This is a genomic window from Micromonospora sp. MH99 (assembly GCF_021442385.1).
Lineage (GTDB): Bacteria > Actinomycetota > Actinomycetes > Mycobacteriales > Micromonosporaceae > Micromonospora.
The window spans coordinates 1-22,173 of record NZ_MUZA01000088.1 but is presented as its reverse complement, the minus strand read 5'-3'; the positions used below and the strand labels follow the sequence as shown (position 1 = coordinate 22,173).

The 22,173-nt window shown below is 73.1% G+C and carries 21 protein-coding genes; 10 read left to right on the top strand and 11 right to left on the bottom strand.

Annotated features, from left to right (window positions below; translation table 11 throughout):
* Positions 1-64 precede the first annotated feature (64 nt).
* The gene (locus B0E54_RS29120; protein ID WP_234590085.1) at positions 65-742 is read left to right on the top strand and encodes a dienelactone hydrolase family protein; all 678 of its coding nucleotides are present in this window, start codon (positions 65-67) and stop codon (positions 740-742) included.
* Here the strand turns inward: B0E54_RS29120 and B0E54_RS29115 are convergent.
* Positions 737-1,924, bottom strand: a complete 1,188-nt coding sequence (locus B0E54_RS29115; protein WP_234590083.1) for an AI-2E family transporter — start codon at positions 1,922-1,924, stop codon at positions 737-739. The genes B0E54_RS29120 and B0E54_RS29115 overlap by 6 nt on opposite strands.
* A 264-nt stretch (positions 1,925-2,188) precedes the next feature.
* Here B0E54_RS29115 and B0E54_RS29110 point away from each other — a divergent pair, with 264 nt between their 5' ends.
* Positions 2,189-2,359 carry an antitoxin gene (locus tag B0E54_RS29110; RefSeq protein ID WP_255787856.1) on the top strand — a complete coding sequence of 57 codons (171 nt, stop codon included), beginning with the start codon at positions 2,189-2,191 and terminating at the stop codon, positions 2,357-2,359.
* A gap of 70 nt (positions 2,360-2,429) precedes the next feature.
* Here the strand turns inward: B0E54_RS29110 and B0E54_RS29105 are convergent, their stop codons facing one another.
* Positions 2,430-3,035 carry a hemerythrin domain-containing protein gene (locus B0E54_RS29105; RefSeq protein WP_234590078.1) on the bottom strand — a complete coding sequence of 202 codons (606 nt, stop codon included), beginning with the start codon at positions 3,033-3,035 and terminating at the stop codon, positions 2,430-2,432.
* 201 nt (positions 3,036-3,236) lie between these two features.
* On the opposite strand from B0E54_RS29105, the gene B0E54_RS29100 reads away from it, so the two are divergent.
* The gene (locus B0E54_RS29100) at positions 3,237-4,559 is read left to right on the top strand and encodes an aromatic acid exporter family protein (RefSeq protein WP_234590076.1); all 1,323 of its coding nucleotides are present in this window, start codon (positions 3,237-3,239) and stop codon (positions 4,557-4,559) included.
* A 10-nt stretch (positions 4,560-4,569) separates the two neighbouring features.
* On the opposite strand, the gene B0E54_RS29095 is transcribed toward B0E54_RS29100, so the two are convergent.
* The 8 genes from B0E54_RS29095 to eccB form a co-directional block, all read right to left on the bottom strand.
* Positions 4,570-5,214, bottom strand: coding sequence for a C39 family peptidase (locus tag B0E54_RS29095; RefSeq protein WP_234590074.1), 645 nt, complete (start codon positions 5,212-5,214; stop codon positions 4,570-4,572).
* Between the two features lie 227 nt (positions 5,215-5,441).
* Positions 5,442-5,882 carry a pyridoxamine 5'-phosphate oxidase family protein gene (locus B0E54_RS29090; RefSeq protein WP_234590071.1) on the bottom strand — a complete coding sequence of 147 codons (441 nt, stop codon included), beginning with the start codon at positions 5,880-5,882 and terminating at the stop codon, positions 5,442-5,444.
* Positions 5,879-6,217, bottom strand: a complete 339-nt coding sequence (locus tag B0E54_RS29085) for a YkvA family protein (RefSeq protein ID WP_234590059.1) — start codon at positions 6,215-6,217, stop codon at positions 5,879-5,881. Before B0E54_RS29085 ends, B0E54_RS29090 begins: the two co-directional genes overlap by 4 nt.
* A 78-nt stretch (positions 6,218-6,295) precedes the next feature.
* Positions 6,296-7,093: a hypothetical protein gene (locus tag B0E54_RS29080; protein ID WP_234590056.1), complete on the bottom strand. Its 798-nt coding sequence runs from the start codon at positions 7,091-7,093 to the stop codon at positions 6,296-6,298.
* 276 nt (positions 7,094-7,369) lie between these two features.
* The gene (locus B0E54_RS29075; RefSeq protein ID WP_234590053.1) at positions 7,370-7,729 is read right to left on the bottom strand and encodes a hypothetical protein; all 360 of its coding nucleotides are present in this window, start codon (positions 7,727-7,729) and stop codon (positions 7,370-7,372) included.
* A gap of 220 nt (positions 7,730-7,949) precedes the next feature.
* The gene (locus tag B0E54_RS29070) at positions 7,950-9,236 is read right to left on the bottom strand and encodes a WXG100 family type VII secretion target (protein ID WP_234590051.1); all 1,287 of its coding nucleotides are present in this window, start codon (positions 9,234-9,236) and stop codon (positions 7,950-7,952) included.
* The gene (locus B0E54_RS29065) at positions 9,229-9,597 is read right to left on the bottom strand and encodes a hypothetical protein (RefSeq protein ID WP_234590050.1); all 369 of its coding nucleotides are present in this window, start codon (positions 9,595-9,597) and stop codon (positions 9,229-9,231) included. The genes B0E54_RS29070 and B0E54_RS29065 overlap by 8 nt, the downstream gene beginning before the upstream one ends.
* Before the next feature lie 87 nt (positions 9,598-9,684).
* Complete coding sequence (gene eccB / locus B0E54_RS29060; RefSeq protein WP_234590048.1) at positions 9,685-11,211, bottom strand: type VII secretion protein EccB; 1,527 nt, start codon at positions 11,209-11,211, stop codon at positions 9,685-9,687.
* A gap of 159 nt (positions 11,212-11,370) precedes the next feature.
* On the opposite strand from eccB, the gene B0E54_RS29055 reads away from it, so the two are divergent.
* Positions 11,371-12,558 carry a type VII secretion protein EccE gene (locus B0E54_RS29055; protein ID WP_234590046.1) on the top strand — a complete coding sequence of 396 codons (1,188 nt, stop codon included), beginning with the start codon at positions 11,371-11,373 and terminating at the stop codon, positions 12,556-12,558.
* 22 nt (positions 12,559-12,580) lie between these two features.
* Here the strand turns inward: B0E54_RS29055 and eccD are convergent, their stop codons facing one another.
* Positions 12,581-13,978 (bottom strand): type VII secretion integral membrane protein EccD, encoded by a 1,398-nt coding sequence (eccD, locus tag B0E54_RS29050; RefSeq protein ID WP_234590043.1) that lies wholly within the window; start codon positions 13,976-13,978, stop codon positions 12,581-12,583.
* A 166-nt stretch (positions 13,979-14,144) separates the two neighbouring features.
* Here eccD and eccCa point away from each other — a divergent pair, with 166 nt between their 5' ends.
* The 6 genes from eccCa to B0E54_RS29020 all read left to right on the top strand — a co-directional run.
* Complete coding sequence (eccCa, locus tag B0E54_RS29045; RefSeq protein WP_234590041.1) at positions 14,145-18,107, top strand: type VII secretion protein EccCa; 3,963 nt, start codon at positions 14,145-14,147, stop codon at positions 18,105-18,107.
* Between the two features lie 278 nt (positions 18,108-18,385).
* The gene (locus B0E54_RS29040; protein ID WP_234590029.1) at positions 18,386-18,694 is read left to right on the top strand and encodes a WXG100 family type VII secretion target; all 309 of its coding nucleotides are present in this window, start codon (positions 18,386-18,388) and stop codon (positions 18,692-18,694) included.
* 25 nt (positions 18,695-18,719) lie between these two features.
* Positions 18,720-18,998 (top strand): WXG100 family type VII secretion target, encoded by a 279-nt coding sequence (locus tag B0E54_RS29035; RefSeq protein WP_234590027.1) that lies wholly within the window; start codon positions 18,720-18,722, stop codon positions 18,996-18,998.
* Positions 18,999-19,117: 119 nt separating this feature from the next.
* On the top strand, positions 19,118-20,551 hold the full coding sequence (locus B0E54_RS29030; RefSeq protein WP_234590014.1) for a S8 family serine peptidase: 1,434 nt from the start codon (positions 19,118-19,120) through the stop codon (positions 20,549-20,551).
* Between the two features lie 37 nt (positions 20,552-20,588).
* A complete protein-coding gene (locus B0E54_RS29025; RefSeq protein ID WP_234590012.1) occupies positions 20,589-21,152 on the top strand; it encodes a hypothetical protein in 564 nt (187 codons plus the stop codon).
* Between the two features lie 18 nt (positions 21,153-21,170).
* Positions 21,171-22,173, top strand: a 1,003-nt coding sequence (locus tag B0E54_RS29020; protein ID WP_234590010.1) for a WXG100 family type VII secretion target, incomplete at its 3' end; no start/stop codon positions are given.

The window sequence follows — 22,173 nt, the reverse complement described above, 5'->3', positions numbered from 1 at the left end:
GGGCGCGCGTGCGTCGCGGCGGGCGGGGTAAGCGGGCCCAGAGGCGAGCACGCGGAGGTGCGGCATGGACGAAGAGCGCAGAACGGTGAGCATTCCGGTCCGGGGCGCCGAGCTTCCCGCCGATCTGATGCTGCCCGCACGGCCCGTCGGCGTGGTGCTGTTCGCGCACGGCAGCGGCAGCTCGCGGCACAGCCCGCGCAACGTCGCGGTGGCCCGGACGCTGACCGGTCGGGGCCTCGCCACAGTGCTCGTGGATCTGCTCACCCCGGCCGAGGACGAGCTGGACACGCGCACCGCCGAACTACGGTTCGACATCGGGATGTTGGCCAGCCGGCTGGCCGGGATCGTCGACTGGTTGGCTGCCGAACGCCCCGCCGGTGACGTGCCGATCGGTCTCTTCGGTGCCAGTACCGGCGCCGCCGCCGCGCTGGTCGCGGCCGCGTCCCGGGCCGACCGGGTGGGCGCGGTGGTTTCCCGGGGCGGCCGACCCGACCTGGCCGGCGCCGCCCTGGCCCAGGTGCGTACCCCGACGTTGCTGCTGGTCGGCGGCCTCGACGAGGAAGTGATCACGCTCAACGAGCAGGCGCTCACCGAGCTGGGGGAGGTCGGCAAGCTGTGGGTGGTGCCGGGTGCCACCCACCTCTTCGAGGAGCCCGGCGCGCTCGACCAGGTCGCCGAACACGCCGGGACCTGGTTCACCACCCATCTCGCCCGGACGACAGCCGCGCCGCGCCGCTCATGAGAGTGCCGGCGTGTCCGGGGTGGAGCGGTGGCGCAGGACGGTGTCGATGACCCGCCAGAGGACAGCGGTGATCGGAACGCTGACGAAGGCGCCGGCGATGCCCGCGATCAGGGTGCCGGCGGTGACCGCCACCAGGATCACGGCCGGGTGCAGGCGCACCTGGCGCTTCATGACCAGCGGCTCCAACAGGTTGCCCTCGATCTGCTGCACCGCGACCACCGCGGCGAGGGTGAGCAGGGCCGTCGTCGGCCCGTTGGCCGCCAGCGCCACGAGCACCGCCACCGCGCCGGCCACCGTCGCCCCGATGATCGGTACGAAGCCGCCGAGGAAGGTGATCAGCGCCAGCGGCAGGGCCAGCGGCACCCCCAGCAGCACCAGGGCCAGCCCGATGCCTATCGCGTCGATCGCGGCGATCAGCATGGTGCCCCGGCTGTACGCGCCAAGCGTCTGCCAGCCACCCCGGCCGGCCTCGGCCACCACCGACCGGTTCGGGCCGGTCATCCGGGACAGCACCCAGTGCCACATCGACCGGCCGTCCTTGAGCAGGAAGAAGAGCAGCACCAGGGCGAGCAGCGCGGAACCCAGCACCTCGGTGGCCGTCCGGGCCCCCGACACCGGGTCCGGCGAACTGCCGCTGAGACCCTCGCGAGCCTGGTCGATCAGCTTGTCGAGTTGGGCGTCGCTGACCGGCAGGGTGGACGTGACGAAGTCGCGGCTGCGGTCCAGGCCCTGGGTCAGCTCCTGACTGAGCTGATCGAACTGGCTGGCGGTCAGGTTCCACACCAGCGCGCCGACCCCCACCAGGATGCCGAGCAGCAGCAGGACGGTGAGCAGCGCGGCAGGTGCCGCCGGCAGACGCAGGCGACGCAGCCGGAGCAGCACCGGGTCGAGCAGCGCGGTGAGGAAGATGGTGGCGGCCAAGGCGATGGCCAGCGGGGCCAGCAGGACGGCGATCCGACCCAGCAGATAGAGCCCGGCGATGATCACCACCAGGCAGGCGCTCCACAGCACCGCGGTCCGGACCAGCCAGGGCAGGGTGGCCCACGCCTGGCGCGGCCCGGTGCCGCCGGTCGTCGCGGCGGTGCCCGTTGTGGACGCGGCGCCCGTTGTGGACGCGGCGCCGGTCGTGGACGCGGCGTCGGTTGTCGGCGCGGCATCCGCCCCGGGTTCGTCTGCCGTCATGTCGGCCCTCCTCGATCTCGGCGAGGTCGGTACCCGGCCGACGCTGCGCCGACACCCGAATCGCGCCAACGCTCGGCTCGCCCTCGGAAGTGACGGGTGCGTTCCGGACGGTCCGGGGCGTGCCGCCCGCGCGGATCGTACGTCGGCGCGGGCCGATCGGCCGGGCCTTCACCATCCCCGTCCGGACCGTAGGTGTTTGCGCCGACAGGCCCAGGGAACGCGAATGGGAACGACCCGAGGAGGAGGAGCGCCGTGGGTGACTTCATGGACAAGGCCAAGGACGTCGCGGACAAGCACGACAAGCAGGTCGACCAGGGCATGGAGAAGGCCGGCGACATGGCCGACAAGCGCACTGGCGGCAAGTACGACGACCAGATCGACAAGGGCGTGGACCAGGCGCAGGCGCGGACCGGTGAGGGTGACCAGGTCCGCTGACGAACCGGACGTCTCCCGGGCCGCCGAGGTGTCGGCGGCCCGGGATCGTCCCTGTCGGACGGTACGTCGGTCAGCGCTGCTGCTTCTCGCGTAGCTCGTCCATCGACGTCGGCCGGTCGCGCAGTGCGTCACGCATCCGGTCGATCATGCCGGTGCCGGGGGCGAGCAGCTTGTTCGCCGGGGGGTGGTCCGGCGCGCTCGGGTGGGGCCGGGTCGGCGCGATCTTCTTGAACGCCGTCACCTTCCCGGCCAGCTCGACCAGCTCCTCCCGAGCCGTGGCGGCGCGCAGCCGGGGGAAGAGGTCGTTCTCCTCGTCCTGCACGTGGTGGCGGATGGTGCTGGTCAGATGGGCGAGAAGTTCGTCGAAGCGGCTGTCGGACGGGTCGACCGATTCCAGGTCCTTCATCGTCCGTTCGGCGTCGGCGTGCTCGTCGATCTCGTGATCCGCGATCTGGTCGCCGTCGGGCAGTGCCTTGCGCGCCGTCGGATAGACGTACGCCTCCTCGGCCACCGCGTGCCGGACCAGCTCGGCGATCACCACGTCGGTGAGCTGGCGGCGGTACTCGGGCGTGCCCTGGCGGGTCTCCAGCTCGACGAAGAGGGTCTCGACCTCGCGGTGGTCGGCGATGAGGATGTCGACGACATCCTCGTCGCCGGTGGTCTGTGGATTGTTCATCTGGGCCCCTTACCGGTTGCGGTCGGTGGGTGTGTGGCCCCTGGTACCCCGCAGCGGTCGGGCAAACCTATGGTCGCCGATGGATTTGACGGCGCGTTCCGTGGTTGGTGGTCGCCCTGACGGCTGGTGCCGGCGGTGTCCTCTGGTGCGCGCGGGACGCAGGGGCACGATTGGTCGGACGTCCTCGGGGTAACCGCCGCCATGGCCGACGACCGCCCACCAGCCGACCGGGACCGGTCGCGGCTCGGCGAGGCCGCCGAGCGGAGCGGGCAGGCGGTCCAGCGGGTACGCCACCGCGGCGGGCAGGCCGGGCAGGTCCGTGCCCGGCAGTGGGAGATCACCCTGATCATCTCGATCCAGGCCGGGCTGGCCGCCACGCTCGCCGCCCTGATCGCCCAGCACTTCCTCGGCCCCGGCGCACACGTCTTCGCCCCTGCCGCCGCCGTCGGTACGATCGCGACCGCCATCGGTCAGCGCGCCCGCCGTACCTTCGAACTCCTGTTCGGCGTGGGCCTCGGCATCACCATCGGTGACACGCTGCGTTTCTTCCTCGGCTCCGGGCCGTGGCAGACGGGTGTGGTGGTCGCCCTGGCCATCGCCAGCGCGCTGCTGGTGGCCGGCAGGGGCGGCGCGCTCGTCGGTCAGGCCGGTGGTACGGCGGTGCTGATCGCCACGCTGGCCCCGATGCAGCGTGGCCTGGAGCTGCCGAGGATCTTCGACGCGCTCGTCGGCGGCGCGGTAGGTCTCGTGGTGGTGGCGCTGCTGCTGCCGATCAATCCCCTTCGGGTGCTGGACCGCGCCGCCGCGCCGATCTTCGCCGTTCTCTGCGAACAGCTCGCCGAGCTGGCACAGGCCGTACGGCAACGCGACGGCGACCGGTCGCAGCGCGTCCTGGAGCGGCTGCGGGGTACCGAGGGTGACGTGGGACGTCTGCACGACTCGCTGAGCGGGGCCGAGGAGGTCGTCACCATCGCGCCGGCACGCTGGCACCGCCGCCAACAGTTCCACAGGTACGCCCGCAGCGCGTCACACCTGGAGCGGCTGCTGCTGGACAGCACCGTCATGGCCCGCTGGTCGACGACCGCCCTGCAGTACGACGAACCGCTCCCGTCGGAGCTGGCGGACGCGATCGCCCGGCTGGGACGGGCGGTGGCGGAGATGCGGACGGAGTGCCGGGTCGGCGAGATCCCGCAGTGCACCCGGACGCTGGTCGAGGAGACTGCCGAGCTGGCCGGACGGGCATCCGCGGTCGGGGTCAGGTCGTTCGGCGACGCCCTCGTCACCGCCCTGCGCACCGCGGCCAGCGACCTGCTCCGGGCGGCAGGATGCGACCCCGACGACGCCAACCGGATCGTGCGCAGGGCGGCAGGTGCCGGCGAGGCGGCCATCTCCCCACCGCCCCGGCGTCATCTGCACCGCGCCCGGGCGACTCGGGCCACCCGGGCGCGTCGGCGAGCGAACCAGGCGGCCCGCAGGCGCGACGACAGGGCCGGCCTCTCCGCGAGGAAGAGACCGGCCCGGTGAACCGTCAGGATCAGGAGGAGTAGCCGCGCTCGGCGATCCAGTTGGCGACCTTCGGCAGGCTCATCCAGTACTCGCCGAGCGCCGGGTCGGCGGGGTCGGCGACGCGGATGTCGTCCCCGCCGTCGCGGTAGCCGACGAGCGTCAGGTAGTGGCCGCCCTCGTAGGAGTGCGGGTTGCCGTCGGTGTCCACGGTCGTGCCCTTGATGTTGGCCACCACCGGTCGGCCGGCGTCGATCGCGGCCAGGACGTCCCGGCGCAGCTGCTCGACCTGGTCGGGGCGGGCCACCGAGTCACGGATCTCGGTGGTCCGATAGCGACCGCCGGTCAGCTCGTTGAGTACGCGGGTGGTGTCCAGGGCCGACGGTGTGCCCGCCTCAGTGGTGCCGAGCCGCTTGGCCACCTCGTCCTGGGACAGCGCCTTGCCCTGCGCGGAGAGCGCGATCCGGGTCGCGGCGGGGCCGCAGTAGAAGAAGTTCGGCTGGGCCTGGTAGTCGACGTCGAGAATGCGCTCCGCGCTCCGGTTGGACTGGCTCGACGAGGCCGGGGCGACCTGCGCGGGGGCCGCCTGCGCGGCGACGGCGGGGCCGAGGGCGCAACCGCCGGCGACCAGCAGGCCGACGACTGACAGACCGCTCTTCTGCACGATCGGGTTCATGGTCGAGTCTCCGTTCGGGGGTGTGCCGCCTCCGTGGCGGTCTCGGCCGTGCGTACCGGGGACGTAACGGCTCTGCTTCGGCCGGCATTCCGTCGCCGGCTGCCGCTGGGGCGTCGTGACCAGGTGTAACGGCTACCGGCGGTGCGGGATTCCGCCGGAGGGCAGGCGACAGCGAGCCGGCCAGAAACGGGCATGGCGTCGCAAACCGGACGGTGTGCCGGGGTGGCTCAGAGGCTCCCGAGCAGCCCGGTCACGGTGATCTCGATGACCACGCGCTCCGGATTCGGGCGCGGGGTCCGATACCGCTCGGCGTAGCGTCGTTCGGCCTCCGCGACTGCGGCTCGATCCGACCGGAGCACCGCCCGGCCCTCGATCGTCAACCAGCGGCGCCCGTCCACGTGGCAGACCGCCACCGGAGTGCCGTCGGCACCGGCGGCGGCCACCTGGCGGGCCTTGCGGGACGTACCCGAGGTGATCACCCGGGCCAGCCCGGCCGCCGCGTCGAGAGTGACCCCGACGGGCACCACGTGCGGGGTGCCGTCGGCGCGCAGGGTGGTAAGTGTCGCCAGGTGCCGTTCCGCGCAGAAGGCGGCCACCCGGTCGTCGCGGATGTCCAGCCGATGATCGCCCGCCACGCTTCCCCCGTCCTGCGCACCAACCTCGATCATCGTACGGAGCGGGCGCGGTCCGGATCCGGCGGTGCGTCCGGCTGCCCGGGCAGTCGACGGCCGGCCGCCCGGCGCTTGTGCACGAGCCGCGTGAGATAGATCAGTGCGCCGGCCAGAACGCCCATGTCGTCCAGGTAGATCGGGTCCGGGAGGATGTCCACCGGAAAGATCGTGTAGATCAGCGCCCCGTAGAAGGCGACCTTTCCGCCCGCGCCCAGCCCGGTCAGCAGCCGCCTCGTCCGCACCAGCCGTACCGCCAGCACCACCGCGCCGACAAGTGTGGCGAGGGCCAGGATGCCGGCGATCACCACGAGGACCCACGCCTGTCGGGACATGCCGTCACGCTAACCCACAAGCGCCGGCCCGGCCCGGTTCGCCGTGTCGCGGCGAACCGGAACCACCCGGCCGCCGAGTCAGAACGCGGGCACCGCCGCCCGACCCCGGGCGACCACCGCGTTCTCCCGGGTCTGCTCGGTCGACGGCCGGAGCACCTCGCTGAGTGGCAGCACCGACGCCGACTCCGCCACCCGCCGCCCGGTCGCCGCGTGAGCCTCCTCGCGGAGGCTGCGAGCCGCCGCCACGGCCAGCTCCGCGGCCCGCCAGGCCGCCTGCTCCCGCTCCTGGGCGGCGACGTGCCGGGCCGCCAGGTTGTCGCGGATCGCCCGCTGCAGCACCAGCTCCTGCTCGACCGGGTGCAGCCGCGGGTCCCAGCCGTCGCGGTGCGCGAAGACGTCGCTGAGCTGCTCCACCGACAGCTCCCGCCGCCAGTACGCGTCCAGCGCGGCCCGGTGCAGGTAGCGCTCGCGGTCGGCGTACTCGGCGGGGGTCCGGACGGTCTGCGGCAGCGGCATCGCGGCTGCCCCACCGAGCCGCCGTACGCCCGCCTCGGCCGCCTCCAGCGCCTGCCAGGCGGCTTCGACGGTCTCCTGCGCGGCCACCCACTCGGCCCGCCGACGCTGGGCGGTGGTGGTGGCGCGTTCGGCGGCCACCGCGATCTCCTGCGCGTAGCGGCTCTGCTCCCGCTCCTGGAGCGCCTGTTCGAGTTGGCTGGGCATGGCGGCGTTGCGGATCCGGACGGCCGGGTCGAGGCGGAGCCGGCCGGGTCGCAGCAGGAGCGCGGCGACGGCGACCACCACCACCCCGAGCAGGCTCAGCCAGATGGCGGCGGCCCGGGGCACGTCGGGCAGGACGGCGGAGAGGACGGTCTGCATGATCAGCACCTCGCGGTCGAACGACGGTATCGACGGATGGGTCCTGACGGCACCGGGCCGGTCGCTCGACTGGTGTCGACGCGCCGGGCTCCGAGTGGTCGGGGTGAGCTGCGGATGGCCGCCCGAGGCTCGGGCCGATCCCCGCTGGGCGGGAGGTCGGGAGCCGGATCGGGTCTGGCTGCGGGTGACGCCGGTCGGCGGCGACCCGGGCACCCGGACGGACGCACGACCCGTAGCCGGGTCGCGGGGAGCGTCGGGTGGCCTGACGGCCTGGGTTCAGCTGGTGGGAGGGCCGCGTCGGGGCGGCGTGCCGCGGCCTGGCTCAACTGCCGGCGCGTGCTGCGCGCCCGCGAGGACCGGGCGGGTCGGCGCGGCGACGACTGCTTCGCTGCCCGGCCGGGGCGCGGCCGGCTGGCTCGTACGCTCGGTGGCCGCGACGGCCTCGGGTCGAACGGCGTCCACGCGGCTGCTCACGGCGCTGGGCCGCAGCTGGGCCTGGGCGGACGGCGGGGTGGCGGCGAGCGCGCCGCCGAGACCGACAGCGAGCACCAGTGCGGTGACCGCCAGCCGGGTCAGCTCCCGCAGTGAGCACAGCACGGCCCACCGGGCTGGGCGGACCAGGGCTGCGGACGACACCCGACCAACCTATCGCCCGAGCCGGCGCGGCGCAGCACGACAGCGGGCGCAACGGTGGTGACCGCCACCACCGTGCACACTGTGGACGGTGGTGACCTGCGGCGACACCGCCTCCGGGTACGACGGCCGGGGGCCGGGGGCCGGAACACGGTGACCCCCGCCGCGACAGGCGGCAGGGGTCACCCGGGTGTCTCGTGCGGCGTTGGGCGCCGTCGGCGGGTCAGCCGGCGGTGCCGAGCACCGGTGGCGCGGCGTCCCCGCCGTCCTGCCACACCATCTCGTCCTCGGTCAGCCAGGTCAGCCGCTCGTCGGACTCGTCGTCCTCGGGGCGACCGTGCCCGCCGAGCACCCCGGGGCGGTTGCCACCCCGGCCGTTGCCCGTCAGACCCTGACGCCCACCCGCTGCCGCCCGACCGGACTCACCGCGGCGGCCGTCGATGCTCCGGCCGACGCCACTGGCGGAACGGTTCTCGGCGGCGGCAGCGCCGCCGGTCGGCCGGGCCGCCGTGGTGGGGGTGCTGCTCGACCCGGCGAGCGCGGAGGTGCGCAGGACGCCACCGGCAGGTGCCCCGCCCGGTGCCCCGAAGAGCAGGCTCGGCCCGCCCGAGGCGCTGGCGGCCACGGTGGTGGCCGGCCCGGACAGACCGGCCAGACCGGCCGCCCCGCCGGTGAGCAGGGCCCCGCCGAGCAGCGGGTCCGCGCCGGCGAGGGAGGTGGTGCCGCCGGGGTCGCTGCCGGAGCCCTCCGGCCCGATGACGACGACCGAGGTGCCGCCGTCGTGGCCGGGGACGGAACCGCCCCCGCCGGCCGGCGGAGGTGCCACCCCGTCCGGTGTCGCGACAGTGGCGCCGCCGGTGTGCGCGGACAGACCGGTGGCGGTCGGAGCGGCCGACGGCGTCGTGGTGGCCGGGCCGCTGCGCGGCGTCGGCCGGTCCTGGCTGGTCGTCCGCGGAGTCTCGGGGTGGGGGTGGGGCGGGTCGACCACCCGGTCGTAGGCGGAGAGGTCATAGCCGGCGGCCAGCTCGGCCACCACGTTCACCATCCGCTGGTGGGCCTTCTCCTGCTCTTCCTTGTCCTGCTGGTGGCCCATGATGCCCCCGACCACGGCACCGGGCAGGCCGAAGGCGGCACCCTTGAGCGCGCCCGAGACGGCCTTGTCGTTGTCGTCGGTCTCCTCCGGGCTCTCGGCCTGCTTGTGCGCGGTGCGCAGCTGGCCGGCCATCATGGTGAGGCCCTGCTTGACGCCGGCCATGCCCTCGCCCAGCGCGTCGGAGTGGTCGACGATCAGCGTCAGCCGGCGCTGGAACTCCCGACCTGCCGAGCCCGTCCAGGTGTTGCCGAGCTTTTCGAGGTCGCCGCTCAGCTCCCGGCCGAGGCCGTCCAGGATGCCCTTGAGGGCGGCCCACTGGGCGGCGATCCCGTCGATCTGCTCCGGCTTGCCGGCCATCACCGCGTCGTACAACTCGCGGTGGCTCTTGTCCTGGTAGCGCTGGGTGTACTCAGACACTGCCGTCCCCCTTCGGCTGCAACGCCCGGTCCACACCGGTCAGCGCAGCCGTGATGTCGGTGGCGTTGGCCGCGTTACGCGCCTCGGCGGTGCGGTAGTTGGCCAGGATGGTGCTGGTCGCCTGCTGCGCGGCCACCACCGCCTGCCGGAGCCGCTCGGCCTGCTCCACGTACGACTGGTGGACCTCGCTGTAGCGGCGCGAATTCTGGGTGGCGTCGGTGAACGATCCCAACGCCGGTGGGCTGCACTGCATCTCGGTGTTGAGCTTGCGCAGCACCGACTCGGCCTGGCTCAGCCGCGACGTCAGGTGTTGGTGGAAGTCCTCAAGGGACAGCAGGTCGACTTCCGTACGCCCGGTCATGGCAACATCCCCGTCGTTCTGGTTGACAACCGTCAGCGAACCAAGGTTAGTCCACTGCTGCGACACGGGGCGACCCGTCCGAACGGGTCAGTCGTCGGCGCCGGTCGATGCCCCGGGCGACCCGCCGCCCGTGCCCCCGCTCGTCGGGGCGACAGTGGCCGGCGTGGACGACGTCGGCTGCGGCACGGACGCGGACGCCGACGCGTCACCGGGTGCGAACTGCACGAGCGCGTCCTCCCGGTTGAGCGTGGGCCCGGTCGGGATCAACGCGAGCAGCGAGCCGGGAACCGCCAGCGGAGTGACCCCTTCGTAGCCGAGCGCCCCCAGCGTCTCGGCGGAACCGAGCGGGTACCGGACACCCTGCGGGCTGATCAGGTAGACCGTCGCGCCGGCGGCGCCGGATCCGCTGGTGCCGGCGCCGGGCGCGGCCTGGGCCAGTACGCCCTTGCCGCCGGGCAGCAGTACCGATTCGGCCGTACGCACCGTGTCCCGGTTGGTCTGGCGCACCGGCACGGAGCCGGGTTCGTCGGCCGTCAACTCCGCCGGAGCCCGGTCGAAGACCTCAAGCGTGGTGGTCGGTGGACCACCGGCGGCGCCGGCCCGGTACGTCGCGCAGAGCAGCGTCTGCCCGGCCCGGGCCTGGTACAGGGTGGGCAGGGTCCGGGGCATTCCGTCCGCGTCGAGCCGCTGCTCGGTCAACAGTCGACCGGCCTGGTCCGGCGTGATGTCGGTGATCTGACCGCCGCCACTGATGAGCAGCAGGGCGGTGATCTCACTGATCGAGACGAGACCCTCCCGCGCGAGCACGTAGTGCTGCCCCGCCGCCTGGAAGACCTGACCGATGGTCGCGGGTCGGCCGGCCACGCTCAGCCCGCTGCGCTCGCCCATGTCGGCCAGGGACGGCTTGCGCAGCGGTGGCCCGGCCGGTATGGCGTTGAGCAGTTGCTGCCCGACCGGCAGCGGCGCCGTGCCGGTCATCCGCAGCGCCGCGACCGCCTGGTCACCGCCGCGCACCTCCAGCCGGGAGTTGCCGGTGAGCAGGTGCCGCTGACCGTCCACGGTGACCAGCACCGCCCGGTCACCGAGCGGCGCACCGCCGGGCAACGCACGGTCGATCACGACGCGGGTGGTGGAGTGGCGCGGGTCGGCCGGGTCGGGCACGTCGCAGACGGACCACGGCAGGCCGGTCAACGACTTGCGGTCCGGCAACGCGTCGGGTGCGCCGACGATGCCGACGGTGTGCCCCCGTGGCCGGTCGCGCAGTGCGGCCTGGGACATGGTGCGCACCGCGGGGTCGGGCTCGTTGAGAATCAGCCGTGCGGAGGCGTAGTTCAGCGTGGGATGCAGCTCGCCCTCGGCGAACACGTACGTCGCGCCGGTTTCCCGCTCGATGACCAGGGTGTTCTCTTCCAGCGGCGCGGCATTCCCGGTCAACTGGCCGTACGCGCCGACGCCACCGAGCACCACCGCCGCGGCGATCACACTGCCGAAGACCGCCATGCCGAGCCGTCGCATCGGCAGGTTGGTCGTCTCCGGATCGCCCGACACGAGCGCGGAGACGATCCGACGGGTGACGAAGCGGTACGCCTGCACCTGATCGCGGCGGGTCCGCATGACTTACCTCCGGCGGGGTGGATCCGCGACGATGTCCTCGGGGTGCCGTCGCGGGCTTCCCTACGATAAGGGGCCGACGGCGGGTCCTCGGGGCCGCCGCCGGATCGGTGCCGGGCCGACCCGGCGCAGAGTCGTACCGTCCAGGAGGGACTGTCAGCGATGACGCAGGTTCAGGCGCCACCCGCCCGAGCGGTCACGAGGCCGTCCGACGTCCCGGCGCGGGTCACCCCGGCGGCCGACCGACCGGTCCGGGGTCGCATCGGTCCGGTGCTGGTCGGCCAGCTCGTCGTACTCGAGGTGTGCGCCATCGCCGTCTGGGCCGCGACGGCCGGGCCGAGCTGGCTGCTCGCCACGGTCGCCGCCGTGGCGGTGGCGGTCGTGGTGGCCGCGTTCGCCCGCCGTGGCGGTCGCTGGTGGTTCGACGACGTGCTGCTGCGCCGCCGGCTGCGCCACCGCCGTGAGTGGGCGGCGGTCGCGCTGGCCGACGGCACCGCCGTGGACCCCCGGCTTGCCGCGCTCGCACCCGAGCTGGGCGTCATCGAGTTGACCGACCGGGGCACCCGGCTCGGCATCGGGCAGGACGACCAGGGCTGGTTCGCCGCGGTCGCGCTGCAACCGGCCACCGGCGACGCGGTCGGTTCGGTGGACGCGGCGACGGTGGACCGCGCCCTGCGGGTGCTCGCCGACTTCTCGGCCCCGGTGTCCAGGGCCCAGGTGGTCGCGCACACCCTGGTCTGGTATCCGGCCCCCGGTGCGCCGCCGGCGGCGCACCGGACCGTCTGGGTGGCGCTGCGGCTCACGGTCCACGACGCACGGGTCGAGACGGTGAGCCGGGGCGGCGGACTGGCCGGTGTCCACCGCACGCTGGCCGCCGGCATCGGCCGGTTGGGCAAGGCGCTGACGGCGGCCGGGTTGGCCCACCGGCCGCTGGGTCGCGACGAGCTGCGCGCCGCGGTGGTGTCGGCCGCCGGGCTGGACCTGGTGCCCGAGCCGCCGACGGAGAGCTGGCGGGGGCTGGGCGGCGGCGGCTGGACGCACCGCTGCCTGACCCTGCGGGGCCGCCCGGACGCGCCGTTGGGCCCGCTGGTGGACGCGATCACCGCAACGTCGGCCCCCTCGCACACGGTGGCCGCGGCGGTGTCGCCCGGCGGGCGCATGGCGACGCCGCTGCTCCGGGTCGCGGCCATGGACAACCACGTCGAGGCGCTGGTCAAGGTCGTCCGGGAGGTCGCGCACCGCGCGGGCACGCCGGCCCGGCCGTTGGACGGGCAGCACGGCCCGGGCGTCTACGCCAGCGCGCCTGTCGCGTCGGCGCCGGTGGGCGCCGACCGGCGGCAGTCCCGCTGACGGCGAGCTGCCTGCCCCCCGGTCAGGGCCGCAGGTTGACGATCCAGCCGTAGAGGCCGCAGACCCAGACGGCCAGCGGCACCAGCGCGATGATCAGCATGATCTCGACGATGTCGAGCAGCCGACCCCACACCGGCGAGATGCGCTTGCCGGCGACGGTCAGGCCGTAGATCAGGCTGACCACTGCCGCCAGCAGCAGCCCACCGAGGACCAGGCCGAGCCGGACCGCGAGCGACCCACCGGCGAAGGTCGCCGCGGCGGCCAGGCCCAGCCCGACGGTGCCGGCGAGCAGCACCGGAACGCGCTGGGCCCGACCCAGGAGCGGACGCGCCCGCAGCAACGACAGCAGGGCCAGCACCAGGCACAGCAGCACCGCCGGCAGGCGGCCGTCCAGGGCCAGCACCAGCTGCGCGCCAAGCACCAGCACCGCCACCGTCCACAGCAGACCGGTGAGGAACTGGTCCGCCCGGTCGCTGCGCTCGAGCACCTGCCGCCCGTTCACCGACTCGCTGTCGGTCTTCAGATCGTCCGGACCGGTCGGGATGGACGGCACCGGCAGCCGGGCCAGCCGGTAGGCCACCATAGGCAGCGCCGGCACCACGCCGAACGCGACAGCCGCCACGATCGCGGCCCCGGCGGCGGCGTCGAGGTCGAGGGTCAGGCAGAGCAGCGCGCCCAGACCCGTCCCCGCGCCCACCCCGATCGCGGCGAAGAAGAGGGGGTACCGGTCACCGACGGCCACCACGGCCACCGCCCCGGCGACCACCACGGCCGTGGCCGCGAGCAGGACGTGCGGACTGGCCAGCTCGGTCAGCCTGCGGTCACCGGCGAGCAGCAGCAGGCCACCGGTGCCCGCGTACACCAGCCCGACCATCGCCAGCACCGAGCCCGTGCCGCTGTCACCCGCCGCCCGGGCGAGCACCGCGGCGCCGACCAGCAGCGCCACCGCGACCAGCACGGCGGCCAGCGCGCCGGGCAGGTGGGGAGGGCCGGTGAACAGAGCGGCCAGGGCGCCGGCGCCGAACGCCGCCGCGGCGAACAGCACCGCGAACGACCGGGTCGCCCCGACCTGCCAGGAACCCGGCCGCTGGGTGGTCGCGGTGGCGACCGCGTCCACCACGTCGTCGAAGACGACCTCGGGAGCGGAGGCGGACCGGGGGTTGAAGTACAACACCTCGCCGTCGCGGACACCGAGCTGCGCGGCCGTACGACCACCGTCCAGAGGTGCGCCACCCAGGCGGGACAACGCCCAGCCGCCGTGCCGCACCCCGTCGTCGGCCAGGTCCTCACCGGCGTAGCGCAGCAGGGTGGGCAGAAGGTCCGCCATCGGCACGTCCGACGGCAGGGCCAGATCCATCCGGGTACGGGGGGCCACAATGGTGATCCGGCTCAGACCACCGGTCGCCGTCTTCGTCGCCACAGTGGCCTCCTGGTGTCCATCTACGATCGGCGGGCCGGGATCCCGCGGTGCGGGTGCACCGCGCCCACGGGAGATTACCTACGATGACGGGCACGTACAGTGCCCACCCGCGGGCTTCGGGCCGCGCCGGCACGACAGCAGGGCCGCTTCTGGGGAGGAGACAGCCGTGAGCACGGTCGTGTTCCGCCGACCTCCGCGCCAGCCGGGGCCGGCCCTGCCGCGCGGTGAGGTGGTGCTGGAGTCCCCGCCCGAGCTGCCCGAGCCGACGCCCCGCGGGATGGGGCAACTGCTCATGATCCTGCCGATGGTCTGCGGTGTCGGGGCGATGGCGTTCCTCTACGCCGGCCGGGGCGGCGGCATGATGACGTACGTCGCGGGTGGCCTGTTCGGCGTCTCGATGCTCGGCATGGCCATCGGTTCGCTCAGCAACGGCGGCAACGACAAGGCCGAGCTGAACGCCGACCGCCGCGACTACATGCGCTACCTGGCGCAGATGCGCAAGCGCACCCGGCGAGCGGCGGCCCAGCAACGGGACGCGATGAACTGGCGGCACCCCGAGCCCGACGCGCTCTGGTCGATCGCGGCGTCGCGCCGGCTGTGGGAGCGGCGGATCACCGAGCCCGACTTCGGTGAGACCAGGATCGCGCTCGGCCCGCAGCGGCTGGCCGTGGAGATCGTCCCCCCGGAGACCAAGCCGGTCGAGGACCTGGAACCGATGAGCGCCATCGCGCTGCGTCGGTTCGTCCGCGCACACACCACTGTGCCCGAACTGCCCACCGCGTTGTCGGTGCGCGCGTTCAGCCGGGTGGTGCTGCGCGGCGACCGTGAGCCCGTGCTCGACCTGACCCGGGCGGCCCTGGGTCAACTCGCGACGTTCCACGCCCCGGACGACCTGGTCGTCGCCGTGGTCGCCGCGCCCGACCGGCAGCCCGCCTGGAACTGGGTGAAGTGGCTTCTCCACGCCCACCACAGCGGCCGCACGGACGCGGCCGGCGCGCGCCGGCTGGTCTTCGCGAGCCTGGCCGAGGCCGAGGAGTCCCTCGCGGGCGAGCTGGCCGGGCGACCCCGGTTCGCCGCCGAGGCCAAGGCGCTGACCACCGCGCCACACGTGGTCGTGGTGGTCGACGGTGGCGAGATCTCCCCGACCTGCCAGCTGGTGGGCCAGGGGCTGCTCGGCGTCACCCTGATCGACCTCTCCGGGACGGTGCCGCGCGACGCCGGCCGCTGGCTGCTCTGCCTGGACGTGGGCGACGGCACCACCCTCGACCTGATCCGGGGCAGCTCGTCGTCGCGACTCGGCCGGCCCGACCGGCTCACCGCCGAGGGCGCCGAGGGGCTGGCCCGGCAGATCGCGCCGTACCGGCTGTCGCAGCAGCAGACCAGCAACGAGGAGCCGCTGGCCCGCAGCACGGAACTGCCCGACCTGCTCGGCGTCGGCGACGCCGCGGCCGTGGACGTGCACCAGACCTGGCGGCCGCGCGGTCACCGGGACCGGCTGCGCATCCCGCTCGGCGTCGGCCCGGACGGCAACGTCGTCGAACTCGACTTCAAGGAGTCGGCGCACGAGGGTATGGGCCCGCACGGCCTCGTCATCGGCGCGACCGGCTCCGGCAAGAGCGAGCTGCTCCGTACGGTGGTGGCGGCGCTGGCGGTGACCCACTCGTCCGAGGAGCTGAACTTCGTCCTGGTGGACTTCAAGGGCGGTGCGACGTTCGCCTCCCTGGAGGCGTTGCCGCACACCAGCGCGGTGATCACGAACCTGGCCGACGAGTTGCCGTTGGTCGACCGGATGCGTGACGCGCTGGCCGGTGAGATGGTGCGCCGGCAGGAGTTGCTGCGGGCGGCGGGCAACTACGTGTCCCGGTTCGAGTACGAGAAGGCGCGGGCGGCCGGTGAGCCGTTGGCGCCGATGCCGAGCTTGTTGATCATTTGTGACGAGTTCAGTGAGTTGTTGGCGGCGAAGCCGGACTTCATCGACCTGTTCGTGATGATCGGCCGGTTGGGTCGGTCGCTCGGTGTGCACCTGTTGTTGGCGTCGCAGCGCCTGGAGGAGGGCAAGCTGCGTGGTCTGGACACGCACCTGTCGTACCGGATCGGGTTGCGGACGTTCTCGGCGGTGGAGAGCCGGATCGTGCTCGGCGTGCCGGACGCGTACGAGCTGCCGAACGCGCCCGGGCACGGCTACCTGAAGACGGACACCAGCACCATGCTGCGATTCCGGGCCGCGTACGTCTCGGGGCCGTACCGGGCGCCCGGCCAGCAGGCCTCCGCGTCGCAGGCCCTGGTGCAGCGCCGGATCGTGCCGTACGGCGTCAATTTCATCCCGGCGCAGGCCACGCAGGTGTCGGTGGACGCCATGCCGGAGCCGGAGCAGCCGGCCGACGGCAAGGCCGTCGCGATGCTCGACGTCCTGATCGACCAGCTCAAGGGCCGGGGCCGTCCCGCGCACCAGGTGTGGCTGCCGCCGCTGGCGGAACCGCCGGGCCTCGGTGAGCTGCTCGGCCCGCTGGCCGTCGACCCGACCTACGGGTTGTGCACGGCGTCCTGGCCGGGCCGGGGTCGCCTCACCGTGCCCGTGGGCGTGGTCGACCGCCCGTACGAGCAGCGCCGCGACCCGATGATGGTCGAGCTGGCCGGCGCCGGCGGCAACGTGGTGATCGTCGGCAGTTCGCTCAGCGGCAAGAGCACCATGCTGCGGTCGCTGCTGGCCTCGCTGGCGCTCACCCACACGCCGCGTGAGGTGCAGTTCTTCTGCCTGGACTTCGGCGGTGGCGCGCTGCGCAGCCTGGAGCGCCTGCCGCACATGGCCGGGGTGGCCGGCCGGCGCGACATCGAGGCGGTGCGGCGCACGGTGGCCGAGGTCGTCGCGGTGCTTGACGAACGGGAGACGCGCTTCGCCCAGTACGGCATCGACTCGGTGGCGAGCTATCGCCGTCGCCGGGCGGCCGGCGAGTTCGCCGACGACCCGTTCGGCGACGTGTTCCTGGTGGTGGACGGCTGGAACACCCTGCGCCAGGACTACGAGGAGCTGGAGCAGACCATCACGACGCTCGCCAACCGGGGCCTCGGCTTCGGGGTGCACGTGGTGCTCACGGCGGTGCGCTGGGCGGAGATCCGGATCAACATGCGTGATCTGCTCGGCACCAAGCTGGAGTTGCGTCTGGGCGACGCGGCGGAGTCCGAGATCGACAGGCGTTCGGCGATGAACGTGCCGGAGAAGTCGCCCGGTCGCGGTCTGACCCGGGACAAGCTGCACTTCCTCACCGCGATCTCGCGGATCGACGGTCGGCGTGACATCGAGGACCTGAGCGAAGCGTCGGTCGCGCTCGCCGGGCACGTGGCGGCGAACTGGCCGGGGCGCCCGGCGCCGAAGGTCCGGCTGCTGCCCCGCCGGCTCCCGGTGTCCGAGCTGGCCCGGATCATCGACCGGTCGGCCCCCGGCCTGCCGATCGGCGTCAACGAGTCGGCGCTCGCGCCGGTCTACCTGGATCTGGCGAACGAGCCGCACCTGACGGTCTTCGGCGACGCCGAGTGCGGCAAGACCAACCTGCTGCGGCTGATCGCCCGGGGCATCACCGAGCGGTACACGCCGGCCCAGGCGCGGCTGGTGATCGCCGACTACCGCCGTGGGCTGCTGGGCGCGGTGGAGGGCGATCACCTGCTCGACTACGCGCCGTCCAACCAGGCGTTCGCGCAGGGGCTCGGCTCGATCCGCAGCGCGCTGTCCAACCGGCTGCCGGGCCCGGACGTGACCACCGCCCAGCTGCGGGACCGCAGCTGGTGGAAGGGCCCCGACCTCTACATCCTGGTGGACGACTACGACCTGGTGGCCTCCGGCGGCAGCAACCCGCTGAGTGCCCTGCACGAGCTGCTGCCGCAGGCCCGGGACATCGGTCTGCACCTGATCGTCACGCGTCGGGTCGGCGGGGTGTCCCGGGCGCTCTACGAACCCGTGCTGCAACGACTGCGCGAGCTGGACTCGCCGGGCCTGCTCATGTCCGGCAACCGGGAGGAGGGCGCGGTCTTCGGCACGTTGCGTCCGAGTCCGCAGCCGCCCGGGCGGGGCACGCTCGTCCGTCGACGCGACGGCCAGCAGTTGATCCAGACCGCCTGGTCCGAGCCGGCCTGACCGAGCCGTCAGACAGGGGTTGGCCGAGCCGGACGGTCCAGAGTCGACGGCGGCGACACGCGGTCGCGGGGCCGTTCGGGTCGGATTCCCGTCCGAACGGGTCGCCGGCCCGACGCGATTCACCGCCATCCATCGAACACGACCAGCCAGGGCTGCGGTGGCTGGACGGATTCCGCTACGGTCTTACTTGGAGTGTCCGTCGGTGGGGTGTTGCTGCCTTGCCGCGGGGGAGGGGCGCGGCAAAGCCGCCGCCACAACATGACGGAAGGGTGTGAAGCATGGCGTTCGAGGTCGAAGCTGCGACTCTGCATACCGCCGCGAGTGACGTGCGGTCCACGCGCAGCGAGGTCGACGGCGAGCTGAAGAAGCTGTGGAACGTAGTCGACGACCTGGCCATGGCGTGGAAGGGTCAGGCGTCCACGGGGTTCCAGTCGTTGATGACGCGCTGGAACGAGGACACCGTCAACCTGCTGACCGCGATGGACAACATCGCGGACCTGCTCGACAAGTCGGGTACGACGCACCAGGTCAACGACGAGGAGCAGCAGCAGATGCTGGACAAGTTCCACTCTGCTCTCAACCCGTGATCCGTAGCCAGCAGAGGAGGAAGTCGTGACGATCAAGGTTGACTACGCGGTCCTCGAGAGCAGCAACCAGCAGATGCAGGCCATCTCGAAGACCATCGACGAGAAGCTCGACACGCTGCGGTCGATGCTGTCCAAGCTGCAGTGGGAGGGCGAGGACCGGGCCGCCTACGAGCAGCACCAGGCGAAGTGGGACTCGTCGGTCCGGGACATCAACCGGATCCTGAACGAGATCGGCGGCGCCGTCGGTATCGCCCGCGAGAACTACGTCTCCACCGAGATGAGCAACTCCAAGGTGTGGGGCTGACACAATCACCGGTGCGGCTCCGGTCCGGCTTCGACCGGGCCGGAGCCGCACTGCGTTGGCGTCGGCGAGGTACTGGGAGAGCGATGCGTACGGGGAAGCCTTTCCGATCGACACGGGCCATGGGCGCGGCAGTGCTGGCGTTGTGCGCCGCGCTGGCGCCCGCGGTGACGGTCGCGCCGGCGCCGGCCCGGGCCGCCGACACGGTCCGCGGTTATCAGTGGTACCTGGACTATCTGAAGATCCCTGCCGCCCACAAGATCACCAAGGGCGCGGGTGTCGTGGTCGCCGTCGTCGACACCGGGATCGACGCCAACCATCCTGACCTGCGTGGCCAGGTGCTCGCGGGGCACGGCACCAACGTCACGGCCGCCGCGGACGGCCGGCGTGACGACGACAAGGAGTTGGGTCACGGCACCAAGATGGCCGGCGCCATCGCCGGGCGCGGCGGTGACGCGATGCAGGCGTTGGGCATCGCCCCGGCCGCGAAGATCCTCCCGATCTCCATGGGCACCAAATTCGACGGCCAAGACGTGGTCCTGGGAGTCCGGTGGGCCGCGGACAACGGCGCTGACGTCATCAACCTCTCGCTCGGCGACGAGGAGGCGGCTTCGCCGGAACTGGTGGCCGCCATCAACTACGCGCTGAGCAAAGACGCCGTGGTGGTGGCCTCCGCCGGCAACGTCGAGCAGGGTGACCGGCAGGTGACCTCGCCCGCCAACATCCCCGGTGTCGTCGCCGTCACCGGATTCGACAAACGAGGTGACTTCTTCGGCGGCTCGGTGCAGGGCCCGGAGGCAGTCATCGCCGGTCCGATGGACTCCATCATCGGGCCGGTGCCCAAGGTGGTCTCGCCGAACGGCTACTCGCTCGGCAGCGGCACCAGTTCGGCGGCAGCCCTCATCTCCGGGGTGGTGGCGCTGATCCGCGCGAAGTACCCGAAGCTCGACGCGCCCAATGTCATCAGCCGTTTGATCGAGACGGCCCGCGACGCCGGCCCGGCCGGCCGGGACCCGCAGTTCGGCTTCGGCCGGGTCGACCCGCTCGCCGCGCTGACCCGCTCGGTGCCCGCGGTGACGGCGAACCCGCTGCTGAAGGGCGAGGAGGCCGGCCCGACCCGCGCCGGCGGCGCAACCCGACCAGGTGACGACGACGGCCCCGCGGTCGAGTTCGGCGTCTCGAACAAGGCGGGCGCGATCGTCCAAGCAGGGCTCTGTCTGGGCGTGCCGATCATCGGGTTGATCGTGCTGTTCGTGGTGCTGCGACGCCGCAAGCGGCGCACACCGCCGGCGGCCGTCGGTCCGTACCCGGGCGCACCCGGCATACCGCCACCCGGCTGGCCCGCCACCCAGCCGCCACCGGCCGGCTACGGCCCGCCGCAGCAGCCCGGCCCGGGGTACGGCCCGGCACCGGGCCAGCCCGGCCCGGGGTACCCACCGCCCGGCCATCCCATCCAGGGTTATCCGCCGGCGCCGACCGCTCCGGCGACACCGCCGGCCGGGTCCGGCTGGCCGGGCTCGGGCCCGCCGTCGCCGGGCCCGCACCAGCAGCAGTGAGCGCACACCACCAGTCAGGGTTTCGGGGAGGGGACCGATGACGGACGACAGGACCACCCAGCCGGAACGGTACGTGAACGACGACCTCTACATCCCGGTTCCGGTGGGCGGGATACCGACGTCGGGCCTCGCCGTGACCGGCCTGGAACTCGACAACGTCAACCACGCCGCGACGCCGGAGGGCCTGATCGCCGCGCCCGGCGAGGCCGGCGTCAAGACCGAGTGGGACGCGACCAGCCTGGACTCGGCCATCACCTGGCTGGAGACCCACGCCGCGTACCTGAACAAGCTCTCCTACGACATGGTCGACATCCAGGACCTGATGGGTGGGGCGGCCAGCGGCGTGGCGGGCGGGGCCGGTGGCCAGCCGAGCCCGCTCGGGGGGTTCGACTGGGCGGCCCGGTTGGCCGCCAAGCACCAGGGGCTCTACCAGGGCACCGAGTCCGGTGTCCGCAAGCTCTCGCAGAGCCTGTACGACGCGGCGGAGGCGCTGCGCCAGGTCAAGCAGAACTACGAGACGGCGGAGGAGCAGAACAGGATGTCCGCCGCCGAGATGCAGCGTGTCTTCGGCGACGTGGCCGGCAACGGCGACGGACGCTAGGACGGGGGAGGACGGCAGATGGGCCTGAGCTGGGAAGAGATGTGCCAGAAGGTCGTCATTGACGGCCGGCCGGGTGACGTGGAGAGCGCCGCGCTCGGTTGGGAGCAACTGCTCAAGAATCTCAACAACGTCAAGCAGAGCCTCGAGTCCAACATCAAGGATCTGGGCACGACCTGGAAGGGCCCGGCGTACGAGGCGTTCAAGGGTCACGTCGAGCAGATCGCCAAGGACACCGGGCAGATCGTGGCGGACGCCGAGAAGGGCAACGGCATCGTCCAGTCGCTCAAACGTGCCGCCGACGACCTCACGGCCGCCCAGCGGGACTTCCCGATCCCGGCGACCTGCGTGAACGACGTGCTGGAGGCGCGCAACGCCAAACTGACCCTCGGGGTCGGCTTCTTCGAGGCGAAGGTCTCGCCGGACTTCCTGGGCTGGTTCGACCCCGTGACCGCCATCGCCGACTGGATCAACGACCAGTCGGAGGACGCCGCCCGGGTCTACGAGCAGGTGCGCGGTAACTACCAGGCCACCGCCCCCGGCATGGCGGGTGAGGCTAACGGTCCCACGCATAGAGACCCCACTAACCAGATTCCCGATCTGAACACCGGTGGCGGCGGCGGTGGCGGGGGCGGCGGCGTGCCGAAGCTTGGCGGCGGCCCGTCCGGGGGTGGCCTGGGTGCCTCGCCCTCGATCGGTACCAGCGACCTGCCGGGCACGGGCAACCTGCCCAGCGGGTCCGGCACCCATCCCGACCTCTCCGGCGGGTACGACACCGGCACGGGCGACTACCCGGGCACCGGTGGCGTACCGAGCGTCGGCGGGGCGGACGACGAGTTCAGCAGTGGCCTCGCGGGTGCGGGTGGCGGCGGTTCGCCAGGTCTCGGCTCCGGCCTCGGAGGCGGCGGCCTGGGCTCGGGCGGCCTGGGCTCGTCCGGCGGGGTCGGCGGCGGCGGTGGCGGCCTGGGCAGCGCCGGTGCTCTCGCGGGTGGCGGCGCGCTCGGCCGGGCGGTCTCGCCGGGCA

Excerpts from the sequence above, each read along its gene's own strand:
- B0E54_RS29120 (WP_234590085.1), top strand. The coding sequence starts at position 65 with ATGGACGAAGAGCGCAGAACGGTGAGCATTCCGGTCCGGGGCGCCGAG.
- B0E54_RS29115 (WP_234590083.1), bottom strand. The coding sequence starts at position 1,924 with ATGACGGCAGACGAACCCGGGGCGGATGCCGCGCCGACAACCGACGCC.
- B0E54_RS29110 (WP_255787856.1), top strand. The coding sequence starts at position 2,189 with ATGGACAAGGCCAAGGACGTCGCGGACAAGCACGACAAGCAGGTCGAC.
- B0E54_RS29105 (WP_234590078.1), bottom strand. The coding sequence starts at position 3,035 with ATGAACAATCCACAGACCACCGGCGACGAGGATGTCGTCGACATCCTC.
- B0E54_RS29100 (WP_234590076.1), top strand. The coding sequence starts at position 3,237 with ATGGCCGACGACCGCCCACCAGCCGACCGGGACCGGTCGCGGCTCGGC.
- B0E54_RS29095 (WP_234590074.1), bottom strand. The coding sequence starts at position 5,214 with ATGAACCCGATCGTGCAGAAGAGCGGTCTGTCAGTCGTCGGCCTGCTG.
- B0E54_RS29090 (WP_234590071.1), bottom strand. The coding sequence starts at position 5,882 with ATGATCGAGGTTGGTGCGCAGGACGGGGGAAGCGTGGCGGGCGATCAT.
- B0E54_RS29085 (WP_234590059.1), bottom strand. The coding sequence starts at position 6,217 with ATGTCCCGACAGGCGTGGGTCCTCGTGGTGATCGCCGGCATCCTGGCC.
- B0E54_RS29080 (WP_234590056.1), bottom strand. The coding sequence starts at position 7,093 with ATGCAGACCGTCCTCTCCGCCGTCCTGCCCGACGTGCCCCGGGCCGCC.
- B0E54_RS29065 (WP_234590050.1), bottom strand. The coding sequence starts at position 9,597 with ATGACCGGGCGTACGGAAGTCGACCTGCTGTCCCTTGAGGACTTCCAC.
- eccB (WP_234590048.1), bottom strand. The coding sequence starts at position 11,211 with ATGCGGACCCGCCGCGATCAGGTGCAGGCGTACCGCTTCGTCACCCGT.
- B0E54_RS29055 (WP_234590046.1), top strand. The coding sequence starts at position 11,371 with ATGACGCAGGTTCAGGCGCCACCCGCCCGAGCGGTCACGAGGCCGTCC.
- B0E54_RS29040 (WP_234590029.1), top strand. The coding sequence starts at position 18,386 with ATGGCGTTCGAGGTCGAAGCTGCGACTCTGCATACCGCCGCGAGTGAC.
- B0E54_RS29030 (WP_234590014.1), top strand. The coding sequence starts at position 19,118 with ATGGGCGCGGCAGTGCTGGCGTTGTGCGCCGCGCTGGCGCCCGCGGTG.
- B0E54_RS29025 (WP_234590012.1), top strand. The coding sequence starts at position 20,589 with ATGACGGACGACAGGACCACCCAGCCGGAACGGTACGTGAACGACGAC.